19 protein-coding genes are annotated in these 17,197 nt (G+C 41.0%); 14 read left to right on the forward strand and 5 right to left on the reverse strand.

Annotated features, from left to right (window positions below; all coding sequences use genetic code 11):
* Nucleotides 1-78: 78 nt before the first annotated feature.
* The 5 genes from CEF22_RS03680 (at nucleotide 79) to CEF22_RS03700 (ending at nucleotide 4,002) form a co-directional block, all read left to right on the forward strand.
* Nucleotides 79-1,029 carry an ABC transporter permease gene (locus tag CEF22_RS03680; RefSeq protein ID WP_100401809.1) on the forward strand — a complete coding sequence of 317 codons (951 nt, stop codon included), beginning with the start codon at nucleotides 79-81 and terminating at the stop codon, nucleotides 1,027-1,029.
* Complete coding sequence (locus tag CEF22_RS03685) at nucleotides 1,022-1,972, forward strand: iron chelate uptake ABC transporter family permease subunit (protein ID WP_100401810.1); 951 nt, start codon at nucleotides 1,022-1,024, stop codon at nucleotides 1,970-1,972. The genes CEF22_RS03680 and CEF22_RS03685 overlap by 8 nt, the downstream gene beginning before the upstream one ends.
* Entirely contained in the window at nucleotides 1,966-2,724 is a 759-nt protein-coding gene (locus CEF22_RS03690) for an iron ABC transporter ATP-binding protein (RefSeq protein WP_100401811.1), read from the forward strand. Before CEF22_RS03685 ends, CEF22_RS03690 begins: the two co-directional genes overlap by 7 nt.
* Nucleotides 2,725-2,736: 12 nt before the next feature.
* Nucleotides 2,737-3,687: a siderophore ABC transporter substrate-binding protein gene (locus CEF22_RS03695; RefSeq protein WP_100401812.1), complete on the forward strand. Its 951-nt coding sequence runs from the start codon at nucleotides 2,737-2,739 to the stop codon at nucleotides 3,685-3,687.
* A gap of 159 nt (nucleotides 3,688-3,846) precedes the next feature.
* Complete coding sequence (locus CEF22_RS03700) at nucleotides 3,847-4,002, forward strand: DUF1540 domain-containing protein (RefSeq protein ID WP_094836414.1); 156 nt, start codon at nucleotides 3,847-3,849, stop codon at nucleotides 4,000-4,002.
* A 377-nt stretch (nucleotides 4,003-4,379) separates the two neighbouring features.
* Here the strand turns inward: CEF22_RS03700 and CEF22_RS03705 are convergent, their stop codons facing one another.
* Nucleotides 4,380-5,765, reverse strand: coding sequence for an MFS transporter (locus CEF22_RS03705; RefSeq protein ID WP_442857388.1), 1,386 nt, complete (start codon nucleotides 5,763-5,765; stop codon nucleotides 4,380-4,382).
* A 212-nt stretch (nucleotides 5,766-5,977) separates the two neighbouring features.
* Here CEF22_RS03705 and CEF22_RS03710 point away from each other — a divergent pair, with 212 nt between their 5' ends.
* Nucleotides 5,978-6,334 carry a winged helix-turn-helix transcriptional regulator gene (locus tag CEF22_RS03710; protein ID WP_100401814.1) on the forward strand — a complete coding sequence of 119 codons (357 nt, stop codon included), beginning with the start codon at nucleotides 5,978-5,980 and terminating at the stop codon, nucleotides 6,332-6,334.
* Nucleotides 6,335-6,520: 186 nt separating this feature from the next.
* Here CEF22_RS03710 and CEF22_RS03715 read toward each other — a convergent pair whose 3' ends face one another.
* The 4 genes from CEF22_RS03715 to CEF22_RS03730 all read right to left on the reverse strand — a co-directional run bounded on the left by CEF22_RS03715 (nucleotide 6,521) and on the right by CEF22_RS03730 (nucleotide 10,691).
* Nucleotides 6,521-7,939: a HAMP domain-containing sensor histidine kinase gene (locus CEF22_RS03715; protein ID WP_100401815.1), complete on the reverse strand. Its 1,419-nt coding sequence runs from the start codon at nucleotides 7,937-7,939 to the stop codon at nucleotides 6,521-6,523.
* Complete coding sequence (locus tag CEF22_RS03720; RefSeq protein WP_100401816.1) at nucleotides 7,923-8,618, reverse strand: response regulator transcription factor; 696 nt, start codon at nucleotides 8,616-8,618, stop codon at nucleotides 7,923-7,925. Before CEF22_RS03720 ends, CEF22_RS03715 begins: the two co-directional genes overlap by 17 nt.
* A 75-nt stretch (nucleotides 8,619-8,693) precedes the next feature.
* Nucleotides 8,694-9,065 (reverse strand): hypothetical protein, encoded by a 372-nt coding sequence (locus CEF22_RS03725; RefSeq protein WP_095478552.1) that lies wholly within the window; start codon nucleotides 9,063-9,065, stop codon nucleotides 8,694-8,696.
* 177 nt (nucleotides 9,066-9,242) lie between these two features.
* Complete coding sequence (locus tag CEF22_RS03730; RefSeq protein ID WP_100401817.1) at nucleotides 9,243-10,691, reverse strand: catalase; 1,449 nt, start codon at nucleotides 10,689-10,691, stop codon at nucleotides 9,243-9,245.
* 200 nt (nucleotides 10,692-10,891) lie between these two features.
* On the opposite strand from CEF22_RS03730, the gene CEF22_RS18415 reads away from it, so the two are divergent.
* The 8 genes from CEF22_RS18415 to CEF22_RS03765 all read left to right on the forward strand — a co-directional run bounded on the left by CEF22_RS18415 (nucleotide 10,892) and on the right by CEF22_RS03765 (nucleotide 17,193).
* Nucleotides 10,892-11,038, forward strand: a complete 147-nt coding sequence (locus CEF22_RS18415; RefSeq protein ID WP_157843158.1) for a hypothetical protein — start codon at nucleotides 10,892-10,894, stop codon at nucleotides 11,036-11,038.
* Nucleotides 11,039-11,304: 266 nt separating this feature from the next.
* Nucleotides 11,305-12,813: a 4-hydroxyphenylacetate 3-hydroxylase family protein gene (locus tag CEF22_RS03735; protein ID WP_094836419.1), complete on the forward strand. Its 1,509-nt coding sequence runs from the start codon at nucleotides 11,305-11,307 to the stop codon at nucleotides 12,811-12,813.
* Between the two features lie 38 nt (nucleotides 12,814-12,851).
* Nucleotides 12,852-13,328: a flavin reductase family protein gene (locus tag CEF22_RS03740; RefSeq protein WP_100401818.1), complete on the forward strand. Its 477-nt coding sequence runs from the start codon at nucleotides 12,852-12,854 to the stop codon at nucleotides 13,326-13,328.
* A 15-nt stretch (nucleotides 13,329-13,343) separates the two neighbouring features.
* Nucleotides 13,344-14,168: an FAD synthetase family protein gene (locus CEF22_RS03745; RefSeq protein ID WP_100401819.1), complete on the forward strand. Its 825-nt coding sequence runs from the start codon at nucleotides 13,344-13,346 to the stop codon at nucleotides 14,166-14,168.
* A 12-nt stretch (nucleotides 14,169-14,180) separates the two neighbouring features.
* Nucleotides 14,181-14,609 (forward strand): GlcG/HbpS family heme-binding protein, encoded by a 429-nt coding sequence (locus CEF22_RS03750; RefSeq protein ID WP_100401820.1) that lies wholly within the window; start codon nucleotides 14,181-14,183, stop codon nucleotides 14,607-14,609.
* A complete protein-coding gene (locus CEF22_RS03755; RefSeq protein WP_100401821.1) occupies nucleotides 14,606-15,520 on the forward strand; it encodes a catechol 2,3-dioxygenase in 915 nt (304 codons plus the stop codon). The genes CEF22_RS03750 and CEF22_RS03755 overlap by 4 nt, the downstream gene beginning before the upstream one ends.
* Before the next feature lie 15 nt (nucleotides 15,521-15,535).
* Nucleotides 15,536-16,300, forward strand: a complete 765-nt coding sequence (locus CEF22_RS03760) for a 2-keto-4-pentenoate hydratase (RefSeq protein WP_100401822.1) — start codon at nucleotides 15,536-15,538, stop codon at nucleotides 16,298-16,300.
* 11 nt (nucleotides 16,301-16,311) lie between these two features.
* Entirely contained in the window at nucleotides 16,312-17,193 is an 882-nt protein-coding gene (locus tag CEF22_RS03765; RefSeq protein WP_100401823.1) for an acetaldehyde dehydrogenase (acetylating), read from the forward strand.
* The last annotated feature ends 4 nt before the right edge of the window (nucleotides 17,194-17,197 follow it).

Consider the following 17,197-nt stretch of genomic DNA (forward strand, 5'->3'; position numbering starts at 1 on the left):
ACCTTTTACTGATAATGAATTTCATTTTCTTCTTTGAACAGTCAAAAAAATCTCTGTAGGAGAGTCGCTACGATTGTTATGAAAAGAAGATATTTAATCATTGCGTTAATTATTTTATCCATTGCTTCCTTGTTCATTGGCGTTACGCACATTTCTCCGTTAGATTTATTTAATTTAACGAATGAACAGACGATGATCTTTTGGCAAAGTCGTGTTCCACGACTAGTGAGTATTATTATTGCTGGAATGAGTTTAAGTATTGCTGGGTTAATTATGCAGCAGTTGAGCCGAAATAAGTTTGTCTCACCAACAACGGCTGGAACAATGGACTCTGCGAAGCTAGGAATTTTAGTTTCTATGATTCTATTTACCTCCGCTACGATGTTGCAGAAGATGATTGTTGCTTTCATTTTTGCGATGGCTGGTACATTTTTATTTATGAAAATACTAGACAAAATAAAAATGAAAGATGTGATTTTCATTCCGCTTGTCGGATTAATGTTCGGGAATATTTTAGGATCGATCACAACATTTTTTGCCTATAAATATGGGTTGATTCAAAATATTGAGGCTTGGTTGCAAGGTGATTTTTCGATGGTAACATCAGGAAGATATGAATTATTGTACATAAGTATCCCGTTATTATTTATTGCTTATATGTATGCGGATAAATTTACTTTAGCAGGAATGGGAGAGGAGTTTGCCGTGAACCTTGGCTTGAATTATAAGCAAGCGGTGAACATCGGGCTGACGATTGTGGCGTTATCGACGACGTTAGTTGTGTTAACAGTCGGCATCATTCCGTTTTTAGGATTAGTTATTCCTAATATCGTCTCGATTTATCAAGGAGATCATTTGAAGAAAAGCTTAGCCCATACAGCCTTACTTGGCGCGATTTTCGTTCTGTTTTGTGATATTCTCGGCCGCATTATCATCTACCCATACGAAATTCCGATTGGATTGACAGTGGGCGTGATCGGCAGCGGTATCTTTATTTACATGCTGATGAGGAGAAAAGCTTATGCGTGAAAACAAGAAAATATTAATCCTATCAGTAGCAGCTGTCGTGTTGATTCTCGCCTTTTTGTTTACGGATCTTGGGTATAATTGGAGCTACGCTTTGCCGAAGCGTGGTTGGAAAATATTTGCGATTGTACTGACGGGAGCGGCGATTGCATTTGCGACGCTTATCTTTCAAACGATCACCAATAACCGAATTTTAACACCGAGCATTTTAGGATTAGATTCTTTATATATGCTCATTCAAACCGTATTAATTTTCACGTTAGGCTCCACCAACTTGACTATTATTAATAAACAAGTGAACTTTCTTATCTCGGTTGTGCTGATGATTTTGTTCTCAAGTATTTTGTATAAAATCTTGTTTAAACGAGATAACGGAAACATTTACTTCTTGCTATTGATCGGTTTGATTTTTGGTACATTTTTTCAAAGTTTTTCTACGTTCATGCAAGTGCTTATTGATCCGAATGAGTTCATGATGATTCAAGGAAAAATGTTTGCTAGCTTTAACAATGTGCAAACGGACGTATTAGCGTTAGCGGTTCTGTTAATTGTCCTTGTGTCGATCTACTTTGCTCGATTTATGAAATACCTCGATGTGTTATCGCTTGGAAGAGAACATGCGATTAACCTTGGTGTAGATTATGACTATGTCGTCAAACGATTGCTCGTTGTTGTTGCTATTTTAATTTCAGTAGCAACGGCTCTTGTTGGCCCGATTACGTTTTTAGGGTTGCTCGTTGTTAACGTGGCATATGAACTATTTAAGACGTATAAACATTCGTATTTATTATTGGGTTCGATCTTAATTAGTATTATTGCCCTTGTCGGGGGACAACTGATCGTGGAGCGTGTCTTCACCTTCAGCACGACGTTAAGTGTCATTATCAACTTTATCGGCGGAGTTTATTTCATTTATTTATTGTTAAAGGAGAATAAACAATGGTAGAAGTGCAAAGCGTGTCCAAAGTCTATGGAAGTAAAGCAGTGATTGATCAAGTATCAGTTAATATTCCTAAAGGCAAAATTACTTCGTTTATCGGGCCTAATGGTGCGGGGAAAAGTACGCTTTTATCAATGATTAGTCGTCTCATTACGAAAGATGAGGGAGAAATTTTCGTTGATGGAGAAGAAGTAAGCCGAGCGAAAAGTAAAGAGCTGTCTAAGAAAATTGCGATATTAAAGCAATCGAATTACTTAAACTTGCGCTTAACTGTACGAGAACTTGTTTCCTTTGGTCGTTTTCCTTACTCGCAAGGAAAGCTAAAGGAAGACGATTGGAAGCATGTTGATGAAGCCATTCGCTATATGGAGCTAGAAGATATGCAGCATAAATATCTTGATCAACTAAGTGGTGGACAACGTCAGCGTGCGTTCATTGCGATGGTGATCGCTCAAGATACGGAGTATGTCTTGCTAGATGAACCACTCAATAACTTAGATATGAAACATTCTGTCCAAATCATGAAAGTGTTAAGAAGGTTGACAAATGAGTTAGGCAAAACGGTGATCATTGTTATTCACGATATTAATTTCGCTTCTTGTTATTCCGATTACATTGTCGCTTTAAAAGACGGCAAAATTGCAAAACAAGGCTCGGTGGATGAGATGATGGATCGCCAAATATTGAAAGACATTTATGAAATGGATATGAACATTGAAACAGTGAATAATTGTAAAATATGCGTATATTTTAAATAGGAGTGTAGACATATGTGGAAAAAATTATCCCTACTGTTGATGACGATGTTATTCGTTGTTGTTGCAGCAGCTTGTAGTTCAGAAACAAAAGAAGATAAAAAAGCAGAAGAACCAAAGAAAGAAGCAGAAAAAATAACGGTTACTCATGAATTAGGCGAAACAGATGTGCCGAAAAACCCAGAAAAAGTCGTTGTTTTTGATTTGGGTACACTTAGCACGTTGGATACATTAAATGTTGAAGTAGCTGGACTTCCGAAAGATGTAGTTCCTGCTTACTTATCTAAGTATGAAGATGAAAAATATGAAGGCCTTGGTGGATTAAAAGAGCCTGATTTTGAAAAAATCCATGCGATGAAGCCAGATTTAATTATCATTTCAGGTCGTCAAGCAGATATGTATGATCAGTTTATGGAAATTGCTCCGACGATTTATTTAGGAGTAGACGAAAAAGATTACATGAATTCTTTTAAGAAAAATACAGAAATCGTAGGCCAAATTTTTGGTAAAGAAGAAGAAGTGAAAACAGAATTAGCAAAGGTTGACGCACAAATTCAAGCAGTAAAAGACGTAGCAGCTAAATCTGGAAAGACTGGCTTAATTGTTTTAGCGAGTGAAGGAGAAATGAGTGCTTACGGACCAGGCTCTCGCTTTGGAATTCTTCATGATGAATTAGGTGTCAAACCTGCGGATGAAAACATTGACATTTCTAATCACGGTGCAAGTATTTCATTTGAATATATCGTGGAAAAAGATCCAGATTATCTATTCTTAATCGACCGTGGTGCAGTCGTCGGTGGAAAAGCTTCTGCTGAACAAGTAGTAGCAAATGATTTATTAAAAAACACAAAAGCAATCAAAGATGACAACGTAGTTTACTTAGACGGAAACTACTGGTACCTATCTGGCGGCGGGCTAGGATCTGTCTCTGCGATGGTGAAAGAAGTAGCAGAAGGATTAAAATAATAAGCGGAAAAGAGGCATTCCCGATTTGTGGGGAATACCTCTTTTTTGTTTTAGTGCGAGAAGTTCGACCGTTGCACCTATCGATTGCTACTCCGCCAAATAGCCCAGTATCAGTTCTACAAAAAAAGGACAGTCTAATCATAAAGGGGGTGAATTCCTTTGGCAAAAGACGTTCTTTGTGAAGTAAATAACTGTACTTTCTGGGCGCAAGGAAATAAATGTTCAGCGGAAGCTATTTATGTTGTCAGTCATAAAGGGCAACAAGCCTCTGACAGCAAAGAAACCGACTGTAACACATTCGAACCCCATATATAAGAAGAAAAGCGGAAGTCCACTAGCCGTTAGCGCTTGTAGCTAGACAAAAGAAAAGCGGAGCCGACTGTTCAGACACGACAAGCAAATGGCAGAATGACGTAATGGTGTTCTTCAGCCATGCAGTCAGGCTGCCATTTGACTCGAGTGTCTAAGAGGCGGAGCTGGACAAAAGAAAAGCGGAAAGCGCTGCTCATCGGCGTATGGGCTGGAACGATCCGCACCTAACCAAGAAGCCAGTTACCACCACGGTAACTGGTTTCAGATTATTTGGACTTACCTTAAGAATTCTCTTATGCCTCTACTAAGAATAAGATCTTATTCAATACAAAATGCTTACCCCCGTAAATTTTTGTATTCGTAGTTTTACATATATTTATTTACATACGTACGAATCGCCATGTTAGTAAAGATGCTCCAAGATATGCAATAGCCATTACTAAGAAAGCAACACTTACGCCAGAATACCAATTCTGAGATTCATAAAGTACGATCCCCATTATTGCAACACCTATTAAAGCCCCAATTTGCCTATTAACATTTAATGTTGCACTTGCTATATTTGCATGTTCCTTACCTGCAGCTTGCATCACAGTAACCGTCATTGCTGGCACTGCAACACCAACTCCTAAGTTAGCCATTGCATAAATCACAGCTAAAATCCAATAAGGGGCACTAGAAACAATAACCATTAAAATTAATGATCCCATTCCAGCTATTATAAGAGACATTAACATCGGAATTTTCACTCCGAATCGTGTTGTTAATAGGGAGAATAGTAGATTACCTATGATAAACACTACCATCATTGGTAATAACTCCACGCCAGCCATAAAAGGGCTCGAGCCTTTTGCTTTTTGAAGGAATAATCCAAACATAAAAATCCCTCCAAAGAGTGCAAAGTTAATTAAAAAGCCAACAACATTCGCTGATGAAAAACTTGAATTATTGAATAAATTAATAGGAATAATAGGGACCTTCACCATACGTTCTATGTAAATAAAAAGAACGGCAGAAACAATGGTTACAATAATTGCGATTATTACAGGAGAAGAAAACCACCCAATGGATGGACCTTCAATAAGAACAAAAGAAAGTCCAGCTAAAGTGATAATTCCTAAAATATGATTTAGAAGGTTCAAACGACTTTTAACACCAGGAGAATGAGTCACAATCAAGTAAGCCATTAAGAGTCCAATAATACCTATTGGGATGTTAATTAAGAATATACTTCGCCAACCAAATGTATGAACTAATACTCCACCAACAAAAGGCCCTAAACCTGAAGAAATAGAAACAATAGCAGACCATATACCAAACATTTTTGCTCGTTTTTTTGCATCTGGATAAGAAGTTGTTAATAAGCTTAAGGAACTCGGCATAAATAAAGCGGCACCTGCCCCCTGTAAAAAACGAGTTGCTATAAGAATATTTCCAGTGGGTGCTATAGCACATAATATCGATGCGAGTACAAAAATTGTTAAACCGATCATATAAATGTTTTTGGCTCCAAATCTATTGGCTAATGAACCACCGGCTAAAAGCAATGAAGCAAAAGATAATAGATAGCTATCCACAATCCATGTAGCACTTGAGAGACTAATTTGTAACTTTTCTTGAATATCAGCAACGGCTACATTTACTACTGTAACGTCAAGTGTAGCCATCACGAATCCCATTGCTAACGCAACCAAAATCCAAATGTCAGAATGAGTATGCGGTTGAGTATGTTGTATTTCAGCTTTATTATTATTTACTCCTTGTATCGTCATCTTTATTTCAGACCTCCCATTTTAATTTATATAGTCTAGTAAAAAGTCAAATGATAAGCTTCTAGAGTATATGCTTGTTAATAGATATCAAACTTGATGTTTACCATTGTCACCCTATTTACTATACTAATTGAAGTGCTATAATTGGGAAAGTACTGATTTTTTTTATAGTAACTATATAAAAATATACTTGAGGAGGAAGTCAAATGAATAAACAAGGGAAAGATGGATTATCTAAGTGTCCGATTGAAAAGACGATGATGGTGATAGGTGGGAAATGGACATTTGTCATTCTTAGAGATCTTTTTATGGGACCAAAGCGATTTGGTGAATTAGAAAAATCATTGCAAGGAATCAGTCCTAGAACTCTGTCCATAAGATTGAAAGAGTTAGAAAATGAAGGGATTATTAAGCGCGCAATTTACTCTACTATTCCACCACATGTAGAATATTCTCTAACTGAAAAGGGACAAGATCTTCGTCCTATTTTTGATGAAATGAAGAATTGGGGAAATACATGGGATATATTAGATTTGAAAGAGAACAATGAACAACATGAGTAGTTAGCAGTAGAAGCATTTCAATACTATTTTCTTGGTATAGTATCCTCTTTAAAATCAAACAACTTTATGGGAAGAATCAGGGGCGTTAATCATTTAAAACTTATTTGCATTATAAAAGGAAAATGCTCAAGTAATTGAATAAAAGCAAAACACCAGTTGCCATCACGGCAACTGGTGTTTTCGTTTTTAACTTCGACTAAGTGGCAATTGAACGATAAATGTGGTACCGAAGCTAGAGCTTTCTTTTAAGATTAAGTCGCCATCTAGGGCGTTGGCTAACAGTTTACTGAAAGGAAGGCCGAGACCGAGACCACGGATTTTATATTTTTTATTATCGCCTCGGTAAAATCGTTCGAACACTAGCTCTTGCTCTGCTTTTGGAATGCCTAAGCCGTTATCTTTTACTTCGATTAACAAAAGCTGATTTTCTTCCGTCAATGTAATGTCAATTTGACCATCTGCTTCGACGGCGTGTTTAGCATTGTTGAGCAAGTTGACGATAATTTGCTGTAGTCGAACAAGGTCGGTGTAAATGATTCGGTCGGCTGTTAGTGTCGTTAACTCGACAGCGATCGAGTCTAGGTCTTGCCCTATTTTCCATTGATGCACCATTTCAGTCATTAGCTCGTTGACGTGATGTTCTTCCATGGCAACGGGCAGGGCGTTCGCTGTAAAGGAGTTAAACTCTAATAAATCGTTGATCATTTTTTGCATTTTAGCCGTTTCCTTCAAAGAGATGCTCAAAAATTCTTCAGCTTCATCCCCGGTGACGACTCCATCTTTGACGGCTTGTAGTAGACCACTAATTGACGTGACAGGAGTTTTTAATTCATGAGTGACACCGGCTAACAGCTCTGCTCGCAACGCTTCTAGCTGCTGTAGCTTTTGCGCCATTTCTTTAAATGAATAGATTAAGTCATACACTTCCTGCTCTTTCGTATGCTCAGGGAGACGCACGTTGTAATTCCCCTCTTGAATTTGCTTGGCGGCTTCGGCTACTTGACTGATCGGTTTAGACAGCCTGCGCGATAAAATATAAATCGCCGCCCAGCCAAATAATCCGAGGCTGACGATCAAAATGGCTAACAAACGGTACTCATCGGTGACATTTCCGAGTTCGTTTTCCGGTTGTAGCATAATGACCCAGCCGAACACGACATCCTCCACTTCAATCGGTTTTTTAATCATCCAAATGCGCGCTTCCTCCGTACCAGTCGGATACTTTAGCACATCTCTATTCTTTTGTAATAGATCGATGGGGAAGTGATCTAAACTGTATGGTCCATCGGATTGATTCGTGGACAACACTTGACCAGCGGCATCAGTAATATAAATCGCTGGTGGACGTTCGGATTGTAAAAACTGATCGCGACTTTTCAACGTATTTTTATCGATAGAAGGAGAAGTGTTGGGCTGTTGGCTACCCGCAATGCGGTTAGCTAATTCCTCAGCAATGAATTCGGAGATCTCTAAACGATTTTCTAAAATTGTATGCTGAATCCAAGCAACAGAAAGGATCGTGACGACGATCAAGCCGAGGACTAACGTCGCTACATAGCGGGTCGTCCAATATTTAAGTAAAGAAATTCTATTCGTCTTTTTCATAAATACAAAATTGATACCCCAATCCTCTCAATGTTTTAATTTCTCCTTCTGCTTTCGGCCAGTTCTTCAACGATTTTCGCAGCCGCTTAATCGAGAGGTCCACTGCTCGATCACTGCCATCATAATCCTGCCCCCATACATGCTCAATCAGCTGCTCGCGAGTAAACGTGCGATTCGGCTGGGAAGCAAGAAAGAACAAAACCGATAAGTCACGTGGAGGTAATGAAATTTCTTCCTCCTTGATCGTCACTCGATGAGCCGTGCGGTCGATCGTTAAACAGCCATAGCTTGTTATAGAAGAAGGCGTTGGTTCCTCACCGCTTCTTCGTAACACAGCCTTCACTCGTGCCACGACTTCTTCGCCGTTAAATGGCTTCGCAATATAATCATCGGCGCCGCCATTTAAGCCGGATAGCCGATAATTGACATCGCCAAGAGCCGTTAGCATAATGACAGGACAGGAACTCGACTCTCGAATTGTTTTTAACACGGTCCACCCGTCCGCTTTTGGCATCATGACATCGAGTAATACGAGTGCCGGTTGCTCGGTTTGGAATTGCTCAATTGCTGCTTCTCCATCAAATGCTTGTACGACTTGAAAGCCACCTTTTAGCAAATAGGCCTTTAATACTTGGCTGATTGCCGGTTCATCTTCTGCTACTAAAATCGTTGCTGTCATCAGCCCCACCCCTTTTTTCTTCATTATATAAAAAAACATAAAGAAGCTGCCAATCAGACAGCCTCTAAAAAAATATTAGCGCATAGCCTTTGCTTGTTGCTGGGCTTGGCGAACTTCTTGTGTTAATGTTTGATAATCTTTATCTTTATGAGAAATGCCGTACGTTTCCGCTTGTTGTTTCATTTTCGCTTCGCGGACCTCTTTTGCTACTGCTTCAAAGTTTTTTCCTTTTGTATCAATCTCAAATTGCTCTGCTTGCTCATAAACAATATCTGAAAAGTCTCTTATTTTCTTAATTTGCAAACCCTCTTTATACTTCAAAGAAGAAGCCTCCGTCTTAGTTACGCTAGTTGCTGGTCCTTCTGCCGCCACAATCGTATGTGCCGATCCTAAAATGCTAATGGAAAGGGCTCCGCTCATCACATAAGACATCGTTTTTTTCTTCATTTATTTATTCCTCCTATACGGATAGACAAAAATCATTACCTGATAACTATACTGTACAGGAACAATGTGTCAGTAGAATGTCAAATGAGAAAAAAATTATTAATTTTTTAGCGAATTTCTTTCATAAAATTAACAAAAAAATAGGCAGAGGAAGAAAGCACCCTCTGCCGCTAATAATTATTTATAGGTGACGAGTTCAACATTCGCTTGTTCAGCTAATGTTTTTCCTAACTGCTCATCTGCTTGATAGAAATGAGAAATGACGCGTGCCACGATGTCGCGGTTCTTAATTTGTTTGAAGTCATTGAGAATATTTTTAATAAGCGCCTCTTTAGTTGCTTGATCATAATTGCGATAGATGCGACCCGCTTGTCCAAACTCATTCGTTTTTTCAATCGCTTGTCGTCCAGCCATGCCTTCCATCGGTTGTAACGGTTCTTCATATTGTTGAGCTTCTTTCGGTGCGTCTTCATAACTATTTGGCTCATAGTTAATTCGGTTTGTTTGTTGCTTCACTGGCATATAGCCGTCGCGCTGATAATTATGAACGTCCTTTTTCGGAGAGTTAATGTTTAACTGCAAATAGTTTGGTCCTAAGCGGTGGCGTTGTGTGTCTGAGTACGAGAAAAGACGCCCTTGTAATAATTTATCTTCAGAAGGTAGCATCCCTGGTACAAGCACCCCTGGATTAAAGCCTACCGATTCTACTTCAGAGAAAAAGTCTTCAGGATTTTTATTTAACGTCATCGTACCGACTAACTCCCATGGAATGTCTTCTTCTAACCAATCCTTCGTCGCATCTAATAGATCAAAGTCAAATTTGTCCATATCCATAGGGTCTAGCACCTGCACATACAAATCCCACTCTGGATAATTGCCACTTTCGATTGCTTCATATAAGTCGCGCGTCGCATGGTTAAAGTCTTCTCCTTGAATGGTTGCCGCTTCTTCAATTGAAAGGTTTTTAATGCCTTCCTTAGGTTGCCAACGTAATTTCACATAAACAGTTTTTCCTTCTTCATTAAACCATTTAAATGCATGTACGCTTGAGCCGCGCATTTGGCGGTAGTTTGCCGGAATGCCTTCATCGGTAAATAGGTGAATCAACATATTTGTCGATTCTGGAGAAAGCGACATAAAGTCCCAATATCGTTCAGGGTGCTGAATATTTGTTGCTGGATCGGGCTTTAACGAATGAATGACATCCGGGAATTTAATCGCATCACGGATAAAGAAGATAGGAAGGTTATTACCGACGAAATCATAGTTTCCTTCTTCTGTGTAAAATTTAACCGAGAATCCGCGTGGGTCACGAGCTGTTTCTGGCGAATGCTTGCCATGAATAACCGTAGAAAAGCGAGCAAACACAGGTGTTGCCAATCCTTCTTCTTGCAAAAAAGCGGCTTTCGTATACTTTCTCATGCTATTTTTCACGACAAAGACCCCGTGGGCTCCTGCGCCTCGTGCATGAACGACACGCTCAGGAATACGCTCGCGGTCAAAGTGAGCTAATTTTTCAATTAATTGATAGTCTTCTAATAAAGTAGAGCCTCGGCGTCCAGCCGTTTTGGAGTTTTGATTATCCGCTATAGGGGTTCCTTGATTCGTTGTAAATTTTTTCTTCAATGAAAATCACTCCTTTTTGATAATAATTATAATTTAATATTTATTATCTTTAATGTCAAATAAAAAGTAATTGATTACGGAAATCTATGTAACAATAAAAAGCAACTATAAGACAAATACTTGGAAGATGATCCACTTTGTTGTATGATATAGCTGTCAGTAAATTGAAATAAATAAAACAATGATTGAGGTAGTGAAACATGGTGCAAGAACAGAAACAATTATTGCTGCTGATGCAAGAAGCCATTGAAGAAGGGCATCGAGATGACAGCAAAGTGGAACAAGTAATGCACATCATTAAAGAGAGAATGCAAGAAATGTATAAAGATGATCTACATAAAGTTTGAACATTGCGACCGTTGGGTCGTTTTTTTGTGTGTTTAATAGAATGAATATCTTTCATTCATTTTTGTACCCAGTTTGCTTCGTTGACAAACAAACTTTTTGATCCTCGCCATCTCCCTCTAACACGTACTAGCTAAAAACTTCTTTTTTTCTAACAGTTCATGTCATTGTCTCTGCCTTTTCCAGAAAGTAAGATAATATGTAAGAAATATTATTTGATATTTCAGAAAATTAAAATGTAAGGGTTTACAAAAAAGGAGTGAAAAAGATGTTAACTGGTCAAGAGTATTTAGAGAGCTTGAAGGATGGTCGAGCGGTGTATTTGAATGGGGAAAAAATTACGGATGTGACAGAGCACCCGGCTTACCGTAATTCGGCTCGTTCGATTGCCCGCATGTATGATGCGCTTCATGATCCGGAGATGGGAAAGATTTTGACGACGGAGACGGAATACGGAGACCGAACACATAAGTTCTTTAAAACGCCAAAAAGTGCACAAGATTTGTTGGAATCGAGGGATGCGATCGCTCAATGGGCTAGATTGAGCTATGGGTTTATGGGACGCACCCCTGATTACAAGGCATCATTCACTGCTCATTTAGATGCTTACTCCACATATTACCAAGGATTTGAGAATAGTGCAAAGGCTTGGTACAAAAAAGCGACGAAAGATGTGCCGTTTATTAATCACACGATTATTAATCCACAAGTTGATCGCTCCAAGCCGCTTCATGAAAATAAGGATGTTTTTGTTCGCGCAGTCAAAGAACGGGATGATGGGATTGTCGTTAGTGGCGCGAAGATGGTGGGAACAGCGGCGGCGCTGACGCATTATAATTTCGTTTCCAACTATGGACCGATGGATTTAGGAGACGGCGACAAGAGTCATGCGCTTATTTTCTTCGTGCCGATGAATGCGCCGGGCGTGAAAATGATTAGCCGCCAATCGTATGAGCTGCAAGCGGCAGCAACGGGTTCACCGTATGATTATCCGTTATCGAGTCGCTTTGATGAAAACGATGCGGTCATTGTCCTTGATGATGTCTTTATTCCGTGGGAAGACGTGTTGACGTATAAAAATGTCGATATTACGAATAACTTTTTCGTGCAAACGGGCTTTTTTAACCGCTTTACGTTCCATGGCTGTACTCGTTTTGCCGTGAAGCTTGATTTTATGGCTGGGTTGTTATTAAAAGCTACAGAAGCATCAGGTACGAAGCAGTTTAGGGGAGTGCAAGCGAACATTGGTGAGGTACTTGCCTTGCGCAATATGTTCTGGGGACTTTCGACAGCGATGGCGACCGACCCAGAGTTTGGTATGAATGGAGTCGCGATTCCGAATGGTTTCTATGCGAACTCTTATCGTGTGTTGGCGCCGATGACATGGGTGCGCGTGAAAAATATTTTTGAACAAGTCGTCGCAGGTGGACTGATTCAGTTGCCTTCGAGTGCGAAAGATTTTTTAAGTCCAGAGCTTCGTCCGTATTTAGATAAATATTATCGTGGTTCGGGGATTGATGCGGAAGAGCGCGTGAAGTTGATGAAAATGATTTGGGATGCGATTGGTACAGAGTTTGGAGGACGTCATGAGCTATATGAAGTGAACTATGCCGGTAACCATGAGAACATCCGCTTAGAAGCGTTAAAGCACGCCGAAGGAACAGGAGCAGCGAATCAATTTAAGTCATTTGTCGATACGGCACTCGCTGATTATGACTTACACGGATGGACGAATTCTGTTTGGCAAGCGTCGGATCAAAAAGTACCGGTTAAATAATTTTTCCTATATGAACAGTGTGAAAGGAGGAAAAACGTATGGAAGATCGTCAATTTCGAAATGCGATGGGCAAATTTGCCACAGGTGTGAATGTAATTTTGACAGAGGTAGAGGGGGATGTGCACGGCATGACGGCCAACGCCTTTATGTCAGTATCGCTAGACCCAAAGCTAGTCGTTATTTCTATCGGAGAACGAGCGCAAATGCTCGACAAGATTAAGCAGAGCCAGAAGTTTACCGTTAATATGTTAGCCGCTGATCAACAGGAGCTTTCGATGATCTTTGCTGGACAGATTAAAGAAAAGCAAGAGGTTGCGTTTGATCGTCTAGCGGATCAGCCTGTCCTTGGCGGAAGTGTGGCCCAAATCACATGTGAAGTGACAGCCGAGCATGTAGAAGGGGATCATACGTTATTTATTGGTAAAGTAACTGCTATTCAATTAGAAGAAAAAGATCCACTCATTTATTTTAGCGGTCGCTATCGTTCATTAATGGAAGAAGTGCCGACGACTTAAAAGGAGGAGAGCCGCTTGAAAACCATTGTTTTAGAGCCACAAAAATTAAGCGAGCTAAAGCGACAACCAGAGCCTTGTGTCGTTGCTCTCGGATTTTTTGATGGCGTTCATCTCGGTCATCGCCAAGTGATTCATGAAGCAAGAAACATCGCTTGCGAACAGGGTGTGTCGCTCGCTGTCATGACGTTTTTTCCACATCCGAAAGCAGTGTTATCGAAAGGAAAGCAGCGAGTGGATTATTTAATGCCAGTTACGGAAAAACAACGGATTTTCAAGGAACTAGGTGTGGATATTTGCTACATTGTTCCTTTCGTTCCGGCGTTTGCTTCCTTGACACCAGAGAGTTTTGTGCAGAACTATTTGCTAGACCTTGGCGTTCTTCATGCTGTCGCAGGCTTTGACTTTACGTATGGTTGTCGTGGCGAAGGACATATGGATCGGATGAAGATGGATTCTGGCGGCCTTCTTGACGTAACAAAAGTGGAAAAAGTCGCGTGTCATGGGGAAAAAATTAGCTCCACGCTCATTCGCGAAAAAATCCGCACTGGAGTAGTAGAAGAGATTCCGGCTTGTTTAGGGGAAGCTTACCGTGTGGAAGGTCGCGTGACAGGCTCAATCATTTTAATGAAGCCTTACTACATGCTGCCTTCCCCTGGGCGGTATGCGATAACAATTCACAGTCAAAAGAGGAAGTTGTTGACAGAAGCCATTGTGACGGAAGAGCCGGGGCAAATTTTTTTACCGGATGTGGAAAAGTCGGATTTGATGCAAGGAGAGTATGTGTCGGTCGAATGGCAACGCTGTTTGTTTAGGGCGAGGGAGGAACTATTGGTTCGGTAAGGAGGTATAAAGATGTTTCTTGAGCATAAAACGATTTCTAGGAGTTTAGCAACTAGAATGCTAGAAGCGGCTGTGGATAAGGCGGAAGAGCTTGGGGTGGCTGTTAATGTGGCAGTTGTGGATAATGGTGGGCATTTAATCGCTTTTACGAAAATGGATCACGCTCCATTGTTAAGTGCCGAAATTGCTCAAAACAAAGCGTACACAGCGGCGGCATTCGGTTTGCCTACACATGAGTGGTATGAATTGATTAAAGATGAACCATCGTTAAAAACAGGAATTGTCCACACGAATCGTCTCACGGTTTTTGGCGGGGGATATCCGATTCGTTGCGGCGATGCTCTTGCTGGCGGGATTGGTGTAAGCGGCGGGACGTTAGCGGAAGATCAAGCTTGTTGTGAAGCGGCCTTACTACAAATCAAGGAGGAGGTAAATAGATGAGTAGCATTGTGCGGATTGGACGATTGGAGCTTAGAGTGATGGATTTGGAGGAGTCGGTGAAATATTATACCGACATTATCGGCTTGCAGGAAACAGGCCGTGATGGCGATCGCGTTTATTTAAAGGCATGGGATGAGTACGATCACCACAGCATTATTTTACAAAAATCCGATTCAGCAGGCATGGATCATATGGCGTTTAAAGTGAAGGATGTGTATGAGCTAGAGAAGCTGGAATTTAAAATTGAGCAATTTGGCTGTAAGTTGACTCGTATCCCACACAATACTCGGTTAGCGGAAGGGCAAGCGGTCCGCTTTACGATTCCAACGGGGCATGAAGTGGAATTATACACAGAAATTGAACAAGTCGGATCAGGGACAGGGAATATCAATCCCCACCCTTGGCCAGATGGATTAAAAGGAATCGCTCCTCACCGTTTAGACCATGCGTTATTAACAGGGGATGATTTAGAATCGGCGACGCGCTTTTTTACTGAAGTGCTTGATTTCCACCAAACGGAAAAAATCGTCACGGTTGATGGTGAAGTAATGCTCGGAAGCTTCCTAGCGGCGACGAATAAAGCGCATGATATCGCCTTTGTCAAAGGACCAGATGCGAAGTTTCATCATGCAGGATTTTATGTGGATAACTGGTATGAAGTGTTAAAGGCGGCGGATATTTTAACGAAAAATGAAGTGCCGGTGGAGGTGACACCTACTCGTCACGGCATTACTCGCGGGCAGACGGTGTATTTCTTTGATCCATCGGGCAACCGTAATGAAGCCTTTGCAAGCGGTTATATTTCTTACTCCGATTTTCCAACGATTACGTGGACAGAAGATAAAATCGGGACAGGGATTTTCTATCATCGTCGTGAAATGCTCGAATCATTCTCGAAAGCATTAACGTAAAAAGGAGGCAAAACAATGACGGTTCAACAACGAGCGATCGCGCTGCTTGAGGCAGAAAAAACGAAGCAGCCGATCGACCCATTTCCGCAGATGACGGTGGAGGAAGCGTATCACACACAATTAGAGCAAATTCGCCAAAAAGTCGAAGCGGGCGCGAAAGTAGTCGGCAAAAAAATCGGGTTAACGAGCAAAGTGATGCAGGAAATGTTTCAAGTGAATGAGCCAGATTACGGTCATTTACTCGATACGATGATGCATTTGGATGGAACGGAGGTGTCATTGAACGATTTTATTCAACCGAAGCTGGAATTTGAAATTGCCTTTGTGCTGAAAAAAGATTTAAAAGGCCCAGGTGTGACGATGCTCGATGTGATTGATGCTACTGATTATATTGTGCCAGCGATTGAAATCATTGATAGTCGCATTAAAGATTGGAACATTCGCTTTGAAGATACGGTTGCGGATAATGGTTCCTCCGCTGGGGCGATTATCGGCGGCAAGCCAACCAAAATCGACCAAGTAAATCTTTCCTACATCGGGATGGCCGTTTATAAAAATGGCACATACTTTGATTCAGCTGCGGGTGCTGCAGTGATGGGGAATCCAGCGCGAGCGGTGGCATGGCTAGCGAATGCTCTCGGTGAATACGATATTTCTCTTCATGCCGGTGAAGTGATTTTATCAGGCGCTTTATCAAAAGCGGTTCCGGTCGAAGTTGGTGATCAATGGACGGTTGAATTTGACCATATCGGCTCAGTATCAGCCACATTTCAATCATAGGGGGTGCAAGGATGGCAAGATGTAAAGTAGGCATTATCGGTTCTGGAAATATCGGAACCGATTTAATGTATAAAATTGAACGAAGTCATTATTTACAGATGAGCGTCATGGTGGGAATCGACCCGGAATCAGAAGGGTTAAAAAAAGCGCGTGAACGAGGGTATGAAACGATTGATTCAGGCATTGATGGGTTGCTAGAAAGACCAGAATTAGTCGATATCGTGTTTGATGCAACAACAGCTAAAGCCCATCACGTCCATAGTGAAAAGCTGATTGCGCTAGGAAAAAAAGTGGTCGACTTAACGCCAGCAGCGATTGGGCCATTTACTGTACCACCAGTGAATCTTCAAGCTCATCTGTCTGAAGTAAATGTCAATATGGTTACTTGCGGTGGGCAAGCGACGATTCCAATTGTAGCGGCCATTGGTCAAGCGGTACCGGTTGATTATGCAGAAATTGTCGCAACGGTCGCAAGTAAAAGTGCCGGACCAGGCACAAGAGCCAATATTGATGAGTTTACGCGTACGACATCGAAAGCGATCGAACAGGTCGGAGGAGCCAAAAAGGGAAAAGCGATTATTATTTTAAATCCAGCAGAGCCGCCGATTATTATGCGCGATACAATTCATGCATTAGTGACAGAGGAAGGAAAAGAAGCGGAAATTATCGCTTCGATTGAACAAATGGTTGAGACGGTGCAGCAATATGTGCCGGGTTATCGCATGCGTGGCAAACCGCAAATCGAAGGCAAAAAGGTAACGGTTTTTATTGAAGTAGAAGGGGCTGGTGATTTCTTTCCTCCTTATTCAGGGAATTTAGATATTATGACAGCCGCCGCCGCTAAAGTGGGCGATGAGATTGCGAAGCAGTTGACAGCTGCCATGTTGAAGTAGAGGA

It is taken from the genome of Bacillus sp. FJAT-42315 (assembly GCF_002797375.1).
Taxonomy (GTDB): Bacteria; Bacillota; Bacilli; order Bacillales; family Domibacillaceae; genus Bacillus_CE.

What these genes read in the sequence shown, in the direction of transcription:
- CEF22_RS03680 (WP_100401809.1), top strand. Translation starts at nt 79, where the DNA reads ATGAAAAGAAGATATTTAATCATTGCGTTAATTATTTTATCCATTGCT.
- CEF22_RS03685 (WP_100401810.1), top strand. Translation starts at nt 1,022, where the DNA reads ATGCGTGAAAACAAGAAAATATTAATCCTATCAGTAGCAGCTGTCGTG.
- CEF22_RS03690 (WP_100401811.1), top strand. Translation starts at nt 1,966, where the DNA reads ATGGTAGAAGTGCAAAGCGTGTCCAAAGTCTATGGAAGTAAAGCAGTG.
- CEF22_RS03695 (WP_100401812.1), top strand. Translation starts at nt 2,737, where the DNA reads ATGTGGAAAAAATTATCCCTACTGTTGATGACGATGTTATTCGTTGTT.
- CEF22_RS03710 (WP_100401814.1), top strand. Translation starts at nt 5,978, where the DNA reads ATGAATAAACAAGGGAAAGATGGATTATCTAAGTGTCCGATTGAAAAG.
- CEF22_RS03715 (WP_100401815.1), bottom strand. Translation starts at nt 7,939, where the DNA reads ATGAAAAAGACGAATAGAATTTCTTTACTTAAATATTGGACGACCCGC.
- CEF22_RS03720 (WP_100401816.1), bottom strand. Translation starts at nt 8,618, where the DNA reads ATGACAGCAACGATTTTAGTAGCAGAAGATGAACCGGCAATCAGCCAA.
- CEF22_RS03725 (WP_095478552.1), bottom strand. Translation starts at nt 9,065, where the DNA reads ATGAAGAAAAAAACGATGTCTTATGTGATGAGCGGAGCCCTTTCCATT.
- CEF22_RS18415 (WP_157843158.1), top strand. Translation starts at nt 10,892, where the DNA reads ATGGTGCAAGAACAGAAACAATTATTGCTGCTGATGCAAGAAGCCATT.
- CEF22_RS03735 (WP_094836419.1), top strand. Translation starts at nt 11,305, where the DNA reads ATGTTAACTGGTCAAGAGTATTTAGAGAGCTTGAAGGATGGTCGAGCG.
- CEF22_RS03740 (WP_100401818.1), top strand. Translation starts at nt 12,852, where the DNA reads ATGGAAGATCGTCAATTTCGAAATGCGATGGGCAAATTTGCCACAGGT.
- CEF22_RS03750 (WP_100401820.1), top strand. Translation starts at nt 14,181, where the DNA reads ATGTTTCTTGAGCATAAAACGATTTCTAGGAGTTTAGCAACTAGAATG.
- CEF22_RS03755 (WP_100401821.1), top strand. Translation starts at nt 14,606, where the DNA reads ATGAGTAGCATTGTGCGGATTGGACGATTGGAGCTTAGAGTGATGGAT.
- CEF22_RS03760 (WP_100401822.1), top strand. Translation starts at nt 15,536, where the DNA reads ATGACGGTTCAACAACGAGCGATCGCGCTGCTTGAGGCAGAAAAAACG.
- CEF22_RS03765 (WP_100401823.1), top strand. Translation starts at nt 16,312, where the DNA reads ATGGCAAGATGTAAAGTAGGCATTATCGGTTCTGGAAATATCGGAACC.